The sequence below is a fragment of the Enterobacter asburiae genome (assembly GCA_011754535.1).
Lineage (GTDB): Bacteria > Pseudomonadota > Gammaproteobacteria > Enterobacterales > Enterobacteriaceae > Enterobacter > Enterobacter cloacae_N.
The window spans coordinates 1,464,816-1,480,225 of the sequence record JAAQVN010000001.1 but is presented as its reverse complement, the minus strand read 5'-3'; the positions used below and the strand labels follow the sequence as shown (position 1 = coordinate 1,480,225).

The following is a 15,410-nucleotide window of genomic DNA, read 5'->3' as shown; positions in this document are numbered from 1 at the left end:
AGAATGCTCTGACTCATCGAAAAAGCGAGTGTGAAAACGAGTGTAAACGATTCCACTATTTTATCCCATGTCACACTTTTCGCGTCTCTGTTATGCTATGGTTATTACATACCATAAGCCCAATGGAGCGAATTATGCGAGTTCTGGTAACAGGTGGTAGCGGTTACATCGGAAGTCATACCTGTGTGCAGCTGCTGCAAAATGGTCACGATGTGATCATCCTCGACAACCTGTGCAATAGTAAGCGCAGCGTGCTGCCGGTAATTGAACGTCTTGGCGGTAAACAGCCAACTTTCGTAGAAGGCGACATCCGCAACGAAGCGCTGATGACCGAGATCCTTCACGACCACGCCATCGAAGCGGTGATCCACTTCGCGGGCCTGAAAGCAGTTGGTGAATCGGTTGCGAAACCGCTTGAGTATTACGACAACAACGTCAACGGTACCCTGCGTCTGATCTCCGCCATGCGCGCGGCGAACGTCAAAAACTTTATCTTTAGCTCCTCCGCCACCGTCTATGGCGATCAGCCCAAAATCCCTTACGTGGAAAGCTTCCCGACCGGTACGCCGCAAAGCCCGTACGGCAAAAGCAAGCTGATGGTGGAGCAGATCCTGACCGACCTGCAAAAAGCGCAGCCGGAGTGGAGCATCGCATTGCTGCGCTACTTCAACCCGGTCGGTGCGCATCCGTCCGGCGATATGGGTGAAGATCCGCAGGGTATTCCGAACAACTTAATGCCGTACATCGCCCAGGTGGCGGTAGGCCGTCGCGAGTCGCTGGCCATTTTTGGTAATGACTATCCCACCGAAGACGGCACCGGCGTGCGCGACTATATCCACGTGATGGATCTGGCGGACGGCCATGTTGCCGCCATGCAGCAGCTGGCTGACAAACCGGGCGTGCATATTTATAACCTCGGCGCCGGGGTCGGCAGCAGCGTGCTGGACGTGGTTAACGCCTTCAGCAAAGCCTGCGGTAAGCCGGTGAACTACCACTTCGCTCCGCGTCGTGATGGCGACCTGCCTGCTTACTGGGCCGATGCCACCAAAGCCGATAAAGAGCTTAACTGGCGTGTCACCCGCACGCTTGATGAAATGGCACAGGATACCTGGCACTGGCAGTCACGCCACCCGCAAGGCTATCCGGACTAAGGATCCGTCATGACTTCGTTTAATCCCGTCGATCATCCGCATCGTCGTTTTAACCCGTTAAGCGGGCAATGGATTTTGGTTTCCCCGCATCGCGCCAAGCGCCCCTGGCAGGGGGCGCAGGAGACGCCTGCAAAACAGACGCTGCCACAGCATGACCCGGACTGCTTCCTGTGTCCGGGCAATACGCGCGTCACCGGGGATAAAAACCCGGACTACAAGGGCACCTTCGTCTTCACCAACGATTTTGCCGCCCTGATGACCGACACGCCGGACGCCCCCGCAAGCCACGACCCGCTGATGCGCTGCGAAAGCGCGCGCGGTACCAGCCGCGTGATCTGCTTCTCGCCCGATCACAGCAAAACGCTGCCAGAGCTGAGCGTGGACGCGCTGAAAGAGGTGGTCAGCACCTGGCAGGCGCAAACCGCTGAGCTGGGGCAGAGCTATCCGTGGGTGCAGGTGTTCGAAAACAAAGGCGCGGCGATGGGCTGCTCTAACCCGCATCCACACGGCCAGATCTGGGCGAACAGCTTCCTGCCCAACGAAGCCGAGCGTGAAGATCGTCTGCAGAAAGCCTATTTCGCAGAAAACGGCTCACCCATGCTGGTGGACTACACTCAGCGTGAGCTGGCCGACGGCAGCCGTACCGTGGTGGAAACCGAGCACTGGCTGGCCGTCGTGCCCTACTGGGCCGCCTGGCCGTTTGAAACGCTGCTGCTGCCGAAAGCGCACGTTCAGCGCATTACCGATCTCAGCGACGCGCAGCGCGACGACCTGGCGCTGGCGCTGAAAAAACTGACAAGCCGTTACGACAACCTGTTCCAGTGCTCCTTCCCGTACTCCATGGGCTGGCACGGCGCACCGTTTAACGGGGAAGAGAATCAGCACTGGCAGCTGCACGCCCATTTCTACCCGCCGCTGCTGCGCTCTGCGACGGTGCGTAAATTTATGGTGGGCTATGAAATGCTGGCGGAAACCCAGCGTGACCTGACGGCGGAACAGGCGGCAGAACGCCTGCGCGCCGTTAGCGACGTCCACTATCGCGAATCAGGAGTCTAAAAAATGAGTCTGAAAGATAAAACACAATCCCTGTTTGCTGAGAAATTTGGCTACCCTGCCACCCACGTTATCCAGGCGCCCGGCCGCGTTAACCTGATCGGTGAACACACCGACTATAACGACGGCTTCGTGCTGCCGTGCGCCATCGATTACCAGACGGTCATCAGCTGTGCGAAGCGCGACGACCGCAAAGTCCGCGTCATTGCGGCAGATTACGGTAATGAGACGGACGAGTTTTCCCTCGATGCCCCGATTGTGACGCACGACAGCCAGCAGTGGTCTAACTACGTACGCGGCGTGGTGAAGCATCTGCAGAAGCGCAACAAGAACTTCGGCGGTGCCGATTTAGTCATCAGCGGCAACGTACCTCAGGGTGCGGGCTTAAGTTCGTCGGCCTCGCTCGAAGTGGCCGTGGGAACCGTCTTCCAGCAGTTGTATCATCTGCCGCTGGACGGCGCGCAAATTGCGCTGAACGGCCAGGAAGCGGAAAACCAGTTCGTGGGCTGCAACTGCGGCATTATGGACCAGCTGATCTCTGCGCGGGGCAAAAAAGAGCACGCGCTGCTGATCGACTGCCGCTCGCTGGGCACCAAAGCCGTTCCGCTGCCAAAAGGCGCGGCCGTCGTGATTATCAACAGCAACTTTAAACGCACGCTGGTGGGCAGCGAATACAACACCCGCCGCGAACAGTGCGAAACCGGTGCGCGCTTCTTCCAGCAGCCTGCCCTGCGCGACGTGACGCTCAATGAATTTAACAAAGTGGCGCACGAACTGGATCCGGTTGTCGCCAGGCGCGTTCGTCACGTGCTGACGGAGAACGCCCGTACCGTTGAAGCCGCGTCCGCGCTGGCGAAAGGCGACCTGAAACGCATGGGTGAACTGATGGCAGAATCTCACGCCTCCATGCGCGATGATTTTGAAATCACCGTGCCGCAGATCGACACCCTGGTGGACATTGTGAAAGCGGTCATTGGCGACAAAGGCGGCGTACGCATGACGGGCGGCGGTTTTGGCGGCTGCATCGTCGCGCTGGTGCCTGAAGAGCTGGTCCCTGCCGTCCAGGACGCCGTGGCGAAGCAGTACGAAGCGCAAACGGGCATCAAAGAAACGTTCTATGTATGTAAAGCATCACAAGGAGCCGGACAGTGCTAAACGAAACACCTACCCTCGCACCGGATGGTCTGCCGTATCGCCTGTTAACCCTGCGCAACAGCGCGGGGATGGTGGTTACGCTTATGGACTGGGGTGCGACCCTGCTATCAGCCCGCGTACCAATGCCGGACGGCAGCGTGCGCGAAACCCTGCTCGGCTGCGCCTCGCCTGAGCAGTATGTCAATCAATCCGCCTATCTGGGCGCGTCCGTAGGGCGCTATGCCAACCGTATCGCGAAGAGCCGCTTTGAGCTCGACGGCGTCCAGTACGCCCTGCTTCCAAGCCAGGGTGAGAACCAGCTGCACGGCGGGCCGGACGGCTTTGACAAACGCCGCTGGAAGATTGTTCGTCAAAACGACGGGGAAGTGCTGTTCTCACTGGATTCGCTTGATGGCGATCAGGGCTTCCCGGGGAATCTTATCGCGTCCGCGCGCTTCACGCTGACCGACGACAACCGAATCGCCATTGAATACCGTGCGACGGTCGATAAGCCATGTCCGGTCAACCTGACTAACCATGCCTACTTCAATCTGGACGGCAACCAGTGCGACGTACGTAACCACAAGCTGCAGATCCTGGCTGACGCTTATCTGCCGGTTGACGAGATGGGCATTCCGTATCAGGGCCTTAAAGACGTGAGCGGGACCAGCTTTGATTTCCGCAGTGCTAAAGTTATCGCCCAGGATTTCCTGAGCGATGACGATCAGCGCAAGGTGAAAGGCTACGATCACGCGTTCCTGCTGCACGCCAAAGGTGATGTGAAGCAGCCTGCCGCGCAGGTCTGGTCTGCGGATGAGAAGCTGCAGATGACGGTGTACACCACCGCCCCTGCCCTGCAGTTCTACTCAGGCAACTATCTTGGCGGCACCACGGCGCGCGAACACGATGAGTACAGCGACTGGCAAGGGCTGGCGCTGGAGAGCGAATTCCTGCCGGACAGCCCCAATCATCCTGAATGGCCGCAGCCGGACTGCATGCTGCGCCCGGGTGAAGAGTACGTGAGCGTCACAGAGTATCATTTCATTCCGCATTGATTTCCAGCCCTCCCATCGGAGGGCTTTTTTCTGCGCGTCTTGCTGAAAATAGCGCCGATCGCAGACAAAATCATAACCCTGGATTCACAAGCATCTTACACTCGGAGACTATTTTCGCTATGGTTAGGGTTAAGCGTTGCTGGTGGCACCGCCACGGCAATATAATGAGAATTGTTATCATTCTAAAAATGCTTGAGGAGTAAGAGATGGCTATTACTAAGCTGGTTCTGGTGCGTCACGGCGAAAGCCAGTGGAACAACGAAAACCGCTTTACCGGTTGGTACGACGTTGATCTGTCTGAGAAAGGCGTAAGCGAAGCAAAAGCAGCAGGTAAACTGCTGAAGGAAGAAGGCTTCAGCTTTGATTTTGCTTACACCTCTGTGCTGAAACGTGCCATCCATACCCTGTGGAACGTGCTGGACGAACTGGACCAGGCCTGGCTGCCGGTTGAGAAATCCTGGAAACTGAACGAGCGTCACTACGGTGCGCTGCAGGGCCTGAACAAAGCGGAAACCGCTGAGAAATACGGTGACGAGCAGGTTAAACAGTGGCGTCGCGGCTTCGCGGTCACCCCACCAGAGCTGACCAAAGATGACGAGCGCTACCCGGGCCACGACCCGCGTTACGCGAAACTGACCGACGCTGAGCTGCCAACCACCGAGAGCCTGGCGCTGACCATCGACCGCGTTGTGCCTTACTGGAACGAAACCATTCTGCCACGTCTGAAAAGCGGCGAGCGCGTGATCATTGCCGCTCACGGTAACTCCCTGCGCGCGCTGGTGAAATACCTGGACAACATGGGTGAAGACGAGATCCTCGAACTGAACATCCCAACTGGCGTACCGCTGGTGTATGAGTTCGACGAAAACTTCAAGCCAATCAAACACTACTACCTGGGTAACGCGGACGAAATCGCAGCGAAAGCAGCGGCTGTCGCGAATCAGGGTAAAGCGAAGTAATTTTCGCCGGACGTAAAAAAAGCGCGGAGCCTTCCGCGCTTTTTTATTTGTGCCTGAGAATTCAGCCGCGACGCGCTTTTACCGCATTCGCCAGCTGACGCAGGATGGCATCGGTATCGTCCCAGCCGATGCAGGCATCAGTCACGCTTTTGCCATACACCAGCGGCTCGCTACCTTCCAGGTTCTGGTTCCCTTCGACCAGATGACTTTCAATCATCACCCCAATTACCGCCTTCTCACCGTTGGCGATCTGCTGGCAGACATCTGCCCCCACTTCCATCTGCTTTTTGAACTGCTTGCTGGAGTTGGCGTGGCTGAAGTCGATCATCACCTGCGCCGGCAGCCCGGCTTTTTCCAGCCCGGCCTTCACCTCTGCCACATGTTTTGCACTGTAGTTTGGCTCTTTGCCACCGCGCAGAATGATATGGCAGTCGCCGTTACCGCTGGTGTTAACGATGGCAGAGTGACCCCATTTGGTCACAGACAGGAAGCAGTGCGGCGCCCCCGCTGCGTTGATGGCGTCGATAGCCACCTTAATGGTACCGTCAGTGCCGTTTTTGAAACCCACCGGGCAAGAGAGACCAGAAGCCAGCTCGCGGTGGACCTGAGATTCAGTGGTGCGGGCACCAATCGCGCCCCAGCTCATCAGATCTGCCAGGTATTGTGGCGTGATCATATCCAGGAACTCACCGGCAGCTGGCAGGCCGCTGTCGTTGATCTCCAGCAGCAGCTTGCGCGCAATGCGCAGGCCGTCGTTGATCTGGAAGCTGTTATCCATGTGCGGATCGTTAATCAGCCCTTTCCAGCCCACTGTCGTGCGCGGTTTTTCAAAATAGACGCGCATCACGATTTCAAGCTCGTCCTTCAGCTCTTCACGCAGGGCGAGCAGACGGGCCGCATACTCTTTCGCAGCGGCAGGATCGTGAATGGAGCACGGGCCAATCACCACCAGAAGACGATCGTCATTACCTTTCAGGATCTTGTGGATCGCTTTACGAGCATGAGAAACCGTGTTTGCGGCATTTTCAGTGGCGGGGAATTTCTCAAGGAGCGCTACAGGAGGTAATAACTCATTGATCTCTTTAATGCGTAAATCGTCGTTCTGATAATTCATCTTCTTTCCAGCTCTGCCATATCTTTAGTAATGAAAGCAATCCTTTCAATCTATCTTGTCGACCAGGAAGTGTAAACACGGTTTTACACTTCACGCAGATAATTCCTGGAATTCGCCTAAAAATCGCCACAAAATAGCGAAAAATGAGATCTAACCTAAGCTTTTTAACTGTAACAACCATTTTTACACGCTTAAACGCGATTCCATACTGACGTAAGTCCGTAAGGCGGAATCTTTCGCCTCTAAAAAGATGCACTATTGGAGAATGTTATCCAGCGTAACGACAAGAACAGGAGCACCATGATGAAAATGACAAAACTGACAACCCTCTTCCTGACTGCCACACTCACCCTTGCCAGCGGCAGCGCCCTGGCCGCAGAAACGGGTACTTCAGACAGCAACGGTGATGCCAATGCGGCAGCAGCAGCAGGCCAGGTAGCGCCTGATGCGAAACAGAATATCGCCCCGAACAATGTCGATAACAGCCAGATCAATACCGGGAACACCAATACCGGCGGCACCATGCTGCATCCGAACGGTGGTGCTTCCGACACCATGAATCATGACAATATGAGCTCGGATGAGGTTCATAAGAACTCGATGTGCAAGGACGGCAAATGTCCCGATCCGAACGACAAAGTGGGTAACGACGCCAATACCAAAACTGATGGCACAACCCAGTAATTCTTGATGCTTTAAATGCGAAAGGAGAGCCCTGGCTCTCCTTTCTTTTTGGAGTAACCTGTTAAAAACGCTACACTAAAATAATAACGAATCAGGAAAGCAGACATGGCGCACACCCACTCACACGCATCTTCTCCCGGAAATGACAACGCAAAACGACTCATGCTGGCCTTTGGCGTCACGGCCACGTTTATGGTTATTGAGGTCATTGGCGGCCTGGTTTCCGGCTCTCTGGCGCTGCTGGCTGATGCCGGACATATGCTGACCGATGCCGCCGCGCTGCTTTTCGCCCTGCTGGCGGTGCAGTTTGCTCGCCGCCCGCCCAACGCACGCCATACCTTCGGCTGGCTGAGGCTGACGACCCTCGCCGCGTTTGTTAATGCCATCGCGCTGGTGGCGATCACCCTTCTTATCGTCTGGGAGGCCGTACAGCGCTTCAGGCACCCTCAGCCGATCGCCGGGACAACGATGATGGTCATTGCCGTGGCGGGACTATTGGCGAATATCCTCGCGTTCTGGATTTTGCACCGCGGCAGCGGGGAAAAGAACCTCAACGTGCGCGCTGCGGCCCTGCACGTTCTGGGAGATTTACTCGGCTCGGTCGGAGCGATTGTCGCTGCGCTGGTGATCCTCAATACCGGCTGGACGCCCGTCGACCCGATTCTCTCCGTGCTGGTGTCGTGTCTGGTCTTGCGAAGCGCCTGGCGGCTGCTGAAGGAGAGCGTCAATGAACTTCTTGAAGGTGCACCGACATCCATAGACATTGACGAGCTGAAACGTAACCTGCGCCGCTCAGTTCCGGAAGTACGCAACGTGCATCACGTGCACGTTTGGCTGGTGGGGGAGAAGCCGGTCATGACGCTGCACGCCCAGGTGATCCCGCCTCATGATCACGACGCGCTGCTTGAACGCATCCAGCATTTTCTTGAACATCACTACGAAATTGGCCACGCCACCATCCAGATGGAGTATCAGCCCTGTAACGGGCCGGACTGCCACCTTAACGAGGCGCAACCCGACCATTCACATCATCATCACCATTAGCGGGAAAGCGCGTGAGAGCCTCGCTCACGCGCGCTGTTAATCCACATTCGGCTGCCGTTCAGGGCAATGAAGGTCAGCAGCAGATACTCCAGCGACATCGCATAGACGCCCTGCAGAGCAAAAATTACCACGCTGATGACGTTGATGATGACCCACAGCAGCCAGTTCTCAACGTATTTGCGCGTCATCAGGACCATCGCCGCAATCGACAGCACCATCATGCAAGAGTCCCAGAACGGGAAGGCATCCGGCTGAAGCTCCGGCATCGTCACGTTCAGGCCAATAGCGGACATGACCGAAACGGCAACGCGGGTCAGAAACGCAAACACCGGGTTGATATAGACGGTCATTAAACCAATGGCAACCACGCAGGCAACGAACCAGGCGATGGCTTTTGGCAGGGGCAGCCAGCGGATCTGCAGCTCAGCCTCCTGCTGGCTGTTTTGCCGGGACCAGGCGTACCAGCCGTAAATATTGGCGGCGAAGAAAAACAACTGCAAAAGCAGACTGGCATACAGCTGGATCTGGAAGAAGATAATCGCAAACAGCGTGACGTTAATCAGGCCGAACGCGTAGTTACCGATCTTCTCAAGGCTTGCCAGCCAGATACACAGCAAACCCGCCAGCGTGCCTACGGCTTCAATCCATGACAGGTCATAGCCACCTGCACCAATCGGTATATGAACCAGAATGTTCTGCGTGCTAAAAAAATCCATCTTTTCCCCAGGGTGTTTTTAAATTAAGTACGTAGTGTAGCCGCAAAATCCAGCATGCGGTTAAGCGGAATTAACGCACCTTCACGCAGGGTGGCGTCGACGTGGATTTCATGCGCCGCACCGCCCGTCTCGAGCCCTTCGGCAATCGCTTTCAGGCCGTTCATCGCCATCCACGGGCAATGCGCGCAGCTGCGGCACGTCGCGCCCTCCCCCGCCGTTGGCGCTTCCAGGAGCTCTTTCTCCGGCACGGCCTGCTGCATCTTATAGAAGATACCGCGATCGGTCGCCACAATGAGCTGCTTGTGCGGCAGCGTCCTGGCCGCGTTGATAAGCTGGCTGGTTGAGCCAACGGCATCGGCCATATCAACAATCGACTGTGGTGATTCTGGGTGAACAAGAATGGCGGCATCAGGATAAAGTGCCTTCATGCGCGCCAGCGCCTGGGTTTTGAATTCGTCGTGAACGATACACGCACCTTGCCAGCACAGAACGTCAGCGCCCGTCTGCTTCTGGACATACTTTCCAAGATGGCGGTCAGGGGCCCAGATAATTTTCTCACCCAGGCTGTCCAGATGCTCAATAAGCTCAACGGCGATGCTCGACGTGACCACCCAGTCTGCGCGCGCTTTTACCGCCGCGGAGGTGTTGGCGTAAACCACCACGGTTCGGTCAGGATGGGCATCGCAGAATGCGGTGAACTCATCAATCGGGCAGCCGAGATCGAGTGAACACTCCGCGTTAAGCGTCGGCATCAGAATGGTTTTTTCCGGGCTCAGGATCTTTGCCGTTTCGCCCATAAAACGCACGCCTGCAACCAGCAGCGTGGAAGCGGGATGTTTTGCCCCGAAGCGAGCCATCTCCAGTGAATCAGAAATACAGCCCCCGGTCTCTTCCGCCAGCTGCTGAATTTCCGGGTCGGTGTAGTAATGGGCCACCATCACCGCATCGCGCTCTTTGAGAAGCCGTTTGATCTTCTCGCGATAGAATTGTTTTTCATCCTGGCTCAGCGGAACAGGCTTTGGCGGAAACGGATAGATGGCGGCTTCAGGATCGAACATCACACTCATTATGGCTTCTCGTTTTACTGGCTTAACAATATTGCCTTTCTTTTGCATGACAAAGCAAAACGCGCGGCAATTGTGTTTTATATACTAAACAAGATAGCGAATCCGGAGTGAAAAGTCACCGGGAATAGATGAGCAGAGCATTTGTTGTAGCGCAGATAGCAAAAAGGCGCCTTTAGGGCGCCTTTCTACACTGGTGGGTCGTGCAGGATTCGAACCTGCGACCAATTGATTAAAAGTCAACTGCTCTACCAACTGAGCTAACGACCCCTTGCGGGATGTACTTCAAATTTATTCAGGCTGGTGGGTCGTGCAGGATTCGAACCTGCGACCAATTGATTAAAAGTCAACTGCTCTACCAACTGAGCTAACGACCCATTTGGGTGTTGCCTGAATTATCACTCGGAACCAATAAAATTGGTGGGTCGTGCAGGATTCGAACCTGCGACCAATTGATTAAAAGTCAACTGCTCTACCAACTGAGCTAACGACCCGAGTGGTGGGTGATGACGGGCTCGAACCGCCGACCCCCTCCGTGTAAAGGAGATGCTCTACCAACTGAGCTAATCACCCACTCTGTACTGCCGGTAATGCGTTAAGTGGTGGGTCGTGCAGGATGACTCGGCTTCGCCTCGCCCTACGGGCCGTTGCTTACGCAACGTTATCCTTCACGGTTTACTACTACTTCCACCTGACTTAGTGGTGGGTCGTGCAGGATTCGAACCTGCGACCAATTGATTAAAAGTCAACTGCTCTACCAACTGAGCTAACGACCCACTTTTACGCTGTTTTCACGTTGTTTGATATCCCGTGGCAACGGCGGCATATATTACTGATTTAAGAATTCTGCGCAACAAAAATTTCGATGAAGATCACTTAACTGCTTACGAATCATGCTGCACGACCAGAAATAACGCGATTTCTGGTCATGCGATAATCATCCCATCGAATTCAGGCGTTTTTGCGCCTGCTTAGCACCTTCGGTGCCCGGGAATTTTGCGACCACCTGCTGATAAACCGCTTTGGCTTTCGCCGTGTCGCCTTTGTCCTGCATGATCACGCCAACTTTATACATCGCGTCTGGCGCTTTCGGCGATTTCGGGTAATTTTTCACCACTGAGGCAAAATAAAACGCCGCATCGTCCTTTTTACCCTTGTTGTAATTCAGCTGACCGAGCCAGTAATTGGCATTTGGCTGGTAGGTTGAATCAGGGTATTTCTTAACAAAGTTCTGAAACGCAGCAATCGCGTCGTCCTGACGAGACTGATCCTGCACCAGGGCAATGGCCGCATTGTAATCCGTATTTGCGTCACCGCTCTGTACAGGCGCCCCTGTTGAGGCTGAAGCATCAGCAGACGGTGCGGGTGCGGAGGTCGCTGCACCGCTCTGATCGCCTGTCGCTGGCTGTGCTGCTGCACCACCGCTGCTCAGGCTATCTATCTGCAACAAGATTTGCTTCTGACGTTCCACAACCTGGTTAAGCTGATACTGGCTTTCCTGAATCTGACCGCGGAGAGAGTCAATATCATTTTGGTTATCGGAAAGTTGCTGCTGGAGTTGGGTTAAAAGCTGACTGTGAGCGTTAGAAATACGCTCGAGCTGAGTGACCCGGTCTTCTACCGAGCCTGAGCCGACACTACTGATTGGTGCCTGAGCAAAAGCGGCCCAGGGGGCCGCTATTCCAACCAGTAACGACAGACTCAACAGATGATGTCTGAAGTTACTGCTCATGCAATTCTCTTAGTAAACCAGTACGGCACGACGGTTTTTGGAGTAAGCCGCTTCGTCGTGACCCAGTACTGCAGGTTTTTCTTTACCGTAAGAAACGATGGAGATCTGGTCAGCAGAAACGCCTTTACCCTGCAGGTACATCTTAACGGCGTTAGCACGACGTTCACCCAGGGAGATGTTGTACTCTGGAGTACCACGTTCGTCCGCGTGACCTTCTACGGTGACTTTGTAAGATGGGTTGCTACGCAGGAAGTTAGCGTGAGCATCCAGCATCGCAGCGAAGTCAGAACGGATGTCGTATTTATCCAGATCGAAGTAAACGATGTTGTTCTGCTGCAGCTGCTGCATCTGAAGACGCGCTTGCTCTTCAGAAGACATGTTGCCATTGCCGTTCGCGTCCATACCGGTACCGGCACCCATCATGCCTTCGCCGCTCTGGTCATTGCTGGCGTTCTTGTTAGAAGAACACGCTGCGATTGCCATTACAGGCAGAGCGATCATCAGCCCCTTCAGCACTTTGTTCAGTTGCATTTCTATGATTCCTTTAGTAATCAATTAATTATTATTTACAGATACGGCGACCAGGCAGGTGATTTTACCTGTCCATCAGTAGCCGGAATACGCGCTTTGAAACGCCCATCTGTAGAAACCAGATTCAGCACAGATCCCATCCCCTGAGAAGAGCTGTAGATTACCATAGTGCCGTTAGGTGCCAGACTTGGCGTTTCATCCAGGAACGTTGACGACAGAACTTGAACGCCACCCGCTACCAGATCTTGTTTGGCAATGTGCTGCTGCCCACCATTGGAGCTGACCATTACCATGAATTTACCGTCGCTGCTCACGTCTGCGTTCTGGTTCTGAGAACCTTCCCAGGTAATACGCTGCGGAGCGCCGCCGTTGATGTTCACTTTATAGATTTGTGGACGGCCGGCCTGGTCAGAGGTAAACGCCAGGTTTTGACTGTCCGGGAACCATGATGGTTCGGTGTTGTTGCTGCGACCATCGGTCACCTGACGGATCTGGCCGGAGCCAATGTCCATCACGTACAGGTTAAGGCTACCGGTTTTAGACAGCGCAAACGCCAGTTTAGACCCATCCGGAGAGAAGGAAGGCGCACCGTTGTGACGTGGGAACGACGCAACCTGACGAACCGCACCGTTAGCCAGCGTCTGGATAACCAGCGCAGAACGACCGCTCTCAAAGGTAACATACGCCAGTTTAGACCCGTCCGGAGACCAGGCTGGAGACATCAGCGGCTGTGAAGAGCGTTTCACCAGGAACTGGTTGTAACCGTCGTAGTCAGAGACGCGCAGCTCGTACGGGAACTGACCACCGTTGGTCTGCACCACATAAGCAATACGGGTACGGAACGCACCTTTAATGCCGGTCAGTTTTTCGAATACCGCATCGCTGGCCGCGTGTGCCGCGTAGCGCAGGTACTGTTTCGTGACCTTGTAAGAGTTCTGTGCCAGAACGGTACCCGGTGCACCGCCGGTATCCACCAGCTGCCAGGCCACGTTGTATGAGCCGTCCGGGTTAGGGGTAACCTGACCCACAACCACCGCATCAATACCCAGCGCAGACCATGCAGCAGGCTGTACTTCCTGCGCACTACCCGGCTGCTGAGGCAGACGAGAACGATCTAACGGATTGAATTTACCGCTGTTACGCAGGTCAGCCGCCACGATGCCGCCAGCATCTTCAGGTGCAGCGCCAGGACCGGCCCACTGGAACGGAACAACACCGATTGGGCGTGCCGAGTCCACCCCCTGGGTGATCTCGATACGTACTTCTGCGTGCAGGACTGCTGCCCACAGCATTAAAAAACCAAATGCTACACGTAATGCCTGCTTCATCATATCTCCCTTATCCGGGTAACCTTACCCACGATAATTTAGCAGAATGTTAACAAACTCAAATAGACAAAACTACCAGAACCCTGTGACTAAACCTGGTCTATTTTTCCCCGTTTGCACGGGGAAAATGTAACTTAAGGTTTGAAGTCCAGCGGTGCATTTTTGAAGACTTCGTAGACTGCCTGCGAAGGCGGTTTAGGCATCTTCGCCTGACGCGCTGCAGCCAAAGCCGCAGTACATAAAGCCGGGTCGCCACCTTCAGACTTAATATCAAGCAGCATGCCGTCCGGAGCCAGTTTTATACGCAGCGTACACGTTTTACCGGTATAGGAAGACGCGTCATAGAACCGGCTTTCAATCGCCGATTTAATCTGCGCGGCATAGCCGTTGATTTCGGCCCCTGGCGCACCGTTACTCTTAGTGTTACCACTTCCGGTCGGCGCTGCGTTGTTTCCTTTCGCCCCGCCGCCCGTTTTCGGTGCATTCTTACCGGAGCTTAAATCCCCCAGCAGATCGTCAACCCCTGCGGCAGCAGCGGCTTTTTCAGCGGCAGCAGCCTTTTTCGCAGCCGCTTTTTCAGCAGCAGCTTTCTTATCGGCAGCGGCCTTCTCAGCTGCAGCTTTTTTATCTGCAGCGGCTTTTTCCGCGGCGGCAGCTTTTTCTGCAGCAGCCTTCTCGGCAGCAGCAGCTTTCTTCGCAGCCTCGGCAGCCGCTTTCTTCTCTGCTTCCTGAGCGGCTTTTTTCGCGGCTTCGGCTTCAGCTTTCTTCTGAGCATCAGCAGCGGCTTTCTTCGCGGCCTCCGCTTCGGCTTTTTTCTGAGCATCCGCAGCGGCTTTCTTCGCCGCTTCCGCTTCAGCTTTTTTCTGAGCATCCGCAGCCGCTTTCTTCGCCGCTTCTGCCGCTAATTTCGCCTGGGCATCAGCCTGCGCTTTGGCATCTGCTGCGGCTTTGGCAGCCGCCTCTTCCGCCTGCTTTTGCTGTTCCTGCGCTTTCTTCGCGGTCTCTTCGGCTTGCTTCTGCTGTTCCGCCTGCGCTTTCGCTGCTTCCTGCGCCTGCAAACGTTCTTTCTCAAGCTGCTTCAAACGCTCCTGCTCGGCGGCCTGCTTTTCACGCAGCTCTTCCGCCTGCTGTTGCGCCTGTTTTTCACGCTGCTCTTCAGCCCGTTTGGCACTCGCCTTCTGCTGTTGTTCGCGATTATAGTTCTGCACTACCGCACCGGGATCCACCATTACGGCGTCAATGGAAGATCCTCCACCGCCGCCTGCTGATGCATCAATATGCTCGTCGAACGAACTCCAGATCAGCGCTGCAAAAAGAATAACGTGCAGCACTGCGGAGACGATTATCGCTCGCTTAAGCTTGTCGTTCTGTTCGGTTGCCTTTGACACTATCGGTTCCCAAAAACTACGCGGATGATCAAATAGGTTGAGTCATTAAGCCAACTGACTTAACACCCGCACTATGTAGCAAGTTCAGCGCTTTAATAATTTCATCGTAGGGTACGTCTTTCGCGCCACCGATTAAGAAGACCGTTTTCGGATTTGACTCGAGGCGACGCTGCGCCTCAGCAATCACCTGCTCGGGTGGAAGCTGATCCATGCGATCTTTTTCTACCACCACGCTGTACTGCCCTACGCCGGAAACTTCAATGATGACCGGAGGATCGTCATTGGTGCTCACCGCCTGTGATTCTGTCGCATCCGGAAGATCCACCTCCACGCTCTGGGTAATGATTGGCGCTGTTGCCATGAAGATCAGCAGCAGTACCAACAGGACGTCCAGCAGTGGAACGATATTGATTTCGGACTTGAGCTCGCGACGACCTCGTCCACGCGATCTGGCCAT

Annotated in this window: 15 protein-coding genes and 5 tRNA genes; 7 read left to right on the top strand and 13 right to left on the bottom strand. The window is 55.1% G+C overall.

The window, feature by feature from the left end; translation table 11 throughout:
• Positions 1-134 precede the first annotated feature (134 nt).
• The 5 genes from galE (at position 135) to gpmA (ending at position 5,352) form a co-directional block, all read left to right on the top strand.
• A complete protein-coding gene (gene galE, locus HBM95_06895) occupies positions 135-1,151 on the top strand; it encodes a UDP-glucose 4-epimerase GalE (protein ID NIH42658.1) in 1,017 nt (338 codons plus the stop codon).
• A 9-nt stretch (positions 1,152-1,160) separates the two neighbouring features.
• Positions 1,161-2,207: a galactose-1-phosphate uridylyltransferase gene (gene galT / locus HBM95_06890; GenBank protein NIH42657.1), complete on the top strand. Its 1,047-nt coding sequence runs from the start codon at positions 1,161-1,163 to the stop codon at positions 2,205-2,207.
• A gap of 3 nt (positions 2,208-2,210) precedes the next feature.
• Positions 2,211-3,359, top strand: a complete 1,149-nt coding sequence (galK, locus tag HBM95_06885; protein NIH42656.1) for a galactokinase — start codon at positions 2,211-2,213, stop codon at positions 3,357-3,359.
• The gene (gene galM / locus HBM95_06880) at positions 3,353-4,393 is read left to right on the top strand and encodes a galactose-1-epimerase (GenBank protein NIH42655.1); all 1,041 of its coding nucleotides are present in this window, start codon (positions 3,353-3,355) and stop codon (positions 4,391-4,393) included. The genes galK and galM overlap by 7 nt, the downstream gene beginning before the upstream one ends.
• Before the next feature lie 206 nt (positions 4,394-4,599).
• Positions 4,600-5,352: a 2,3-diphosphoglycerate-dependent phosphoglycerate mutase gene (gpmA, locus tag HBM95_06875; protein NIH42654.1), complete on the top strand. Its 753-nt coding sequence runs from the start codon at positions 4,600-4,602 to the stop codon at positions 5,350-5,352.
• A 61-nt stretch (positions 5,353-5,413) separates the two neighbouring features.
• On the opposite strand, the gene aroG is transcribed toward gpmA, so the two are convergent.
• Positions 5,414-6,466 carry a 3-deoxy-7-phosphoheptulonate synthase AroG gene (aroG, locus tag HBM95_06870; GenBank protein ID NIH42653.1) on the bottom strand — a complete coding sequence of 351 codons (1,053 nt, stop codon included), beginning with the start codon at positions 6,464-6,466 and terminating at the stop codon, positions 5,414-5,416.
• A gap of 303 nt (positions 6,467-6,769) precedes the next feature.
• Here aroG and HBM95_06865 point away from each other — a divergent pair, with 303 nt between their 5' ends.
• Positions 6,770-7,150: a hypothetical protein gene (locus HBM95_06865; GenBank protein NIH42652.1), complete on the top strand. Its 381-nt coding sequence runs from the start codon at positions 6,770-6,772 to the stop codon at positions 7,148-7,150.
• A 105-nt stretch (positions 7,151-7,255) separates the two neighbouring features.
• Positions 7,256-8,194, top strand: coding sequence for a CDF family zinc transporter ZitB (gene zitB / locus HBM95_06860; protein ID NIH42651.1), 939 nt, complete (start codon positions 7,256-7,258; stop codon positions 8,192-8,194).
• Here the strand turns inward: zitB and HBM95_06855 are convergent.
• From HBM95_06855 to tolR, 12 genes are all read right to left on the bottom strand, one after another.
• Positions 8,191-8,910, bottom strand: coding sequence for a nicotinamide riboside transporter PnuC (locus HBM95_06855; GenBank protein NIH42650.1), 720 nt, complete (start codon positions 8,908-8,910; stop codon positions 8,191-8,193). The genes zitB and HBM95_06855 overlap by 4 nt on opposite strands.
• A gap of 23 nt (positions 8,911-8,933) precedes the next feature.
• Positions 8,934-9,977 (bottom strand): quinolinate synthase NadA, encoded by a 1,044-nt coding sequence (gene nadA, locus HBM95_06850; protein ID NIH42649.1) that lies wholly within the window; start codon positions 9,975-9,977, stop codon positions 8,934-8,936.
• A gap of 191 nt (positions 9,978-10,168) precedes the next feature.
• Positions 10,169-10,244, bottom strand: a tRNA-Lys gene (locus tag HBM95_06845).
• 31 nt (positions 10,245-10,275) lie between these two features.
• Positions 10,276-10,351 (bottom strand) — tRNA-Lys (locus HBM95_06840).
• A gap of 41 nt (positions 10,352-10,392) precedes the next feature.
• Positions 10,393-10,468: transfer RNA gene (locus HBM95_06835), tRNA-Lys, on the bottom strand.
• Between the two features lie 3 nt (positions 10,469-10,471).
• Positions 10,472-10,547, bottom strand: a tRNA-Val gene (locus HBM95_06830).
• 127 nt (positions 10,548-10,674) lie between these two features.
• Positions 10,675-10,750: transfer RNA gene (locus tag HBM95_06825), tRNA-Lys, on the bottom strand.
• Between the two features lie 161 nt (positions 10,751-10,911).
• Positions 10,912-11,706, bottom strand: a complete 795-nt coding sequence (gene cpoB, locus HBM95_06820; GenBank protein ID NIH42648.1) for a cell division protein CpoB — start codon at positions 11,704-11,706, stop codon at positions 10,912-10,914.
• A gap of 9 nt (positions 11,707-11,715) precedes the next feature.
• Entirely contained in the window at positions 11,716-12,237 is a 522-nt protein-coding gene (pal, locus tag HBM95_06815; GenBank protein NIH42647.1) for a peptidoglycan-associated lipoprotein Pal, read from the bottom strand.
• Between the two features lie 35 nt (positions 12,238-12,272).
• On the bottom strand, positions 12,273-13,565 hold the full coding sequence (tolB, locus tag HBM95_06810) for a Tol-Pal system protein TolB (protein ID NIH42646.1): 1,293 nt from the start codon (positions 13,563-13,565) through the stop codon (positions 12,273-12,275).
• A gap of 134 nt (positions 13,566-13,699) precedes the next feature.
• A complete protein-coding gene (gene tolA / locus HBM95_06805) occupies positions 13,700-14,953 on the bottom strand; it encodes a cell envelope integrity protein TolA (protein ID NIH42645.1) in 1,254 nt (417 codons plus the stop codon).
• A 28-nt stretch (positions 14,954-14,981) separates the two neighbouring features.
• On the bottom strand, positions 14,982-15,410 hold the full coding sequence (gene tolR, locus HBM95_06800) for a colicin uptake protein TolR (GenBank protein NIH42644.1): 429 nt from the start codon (positions 15,408-15,410) through the stop codon (positions 14,982-14,984).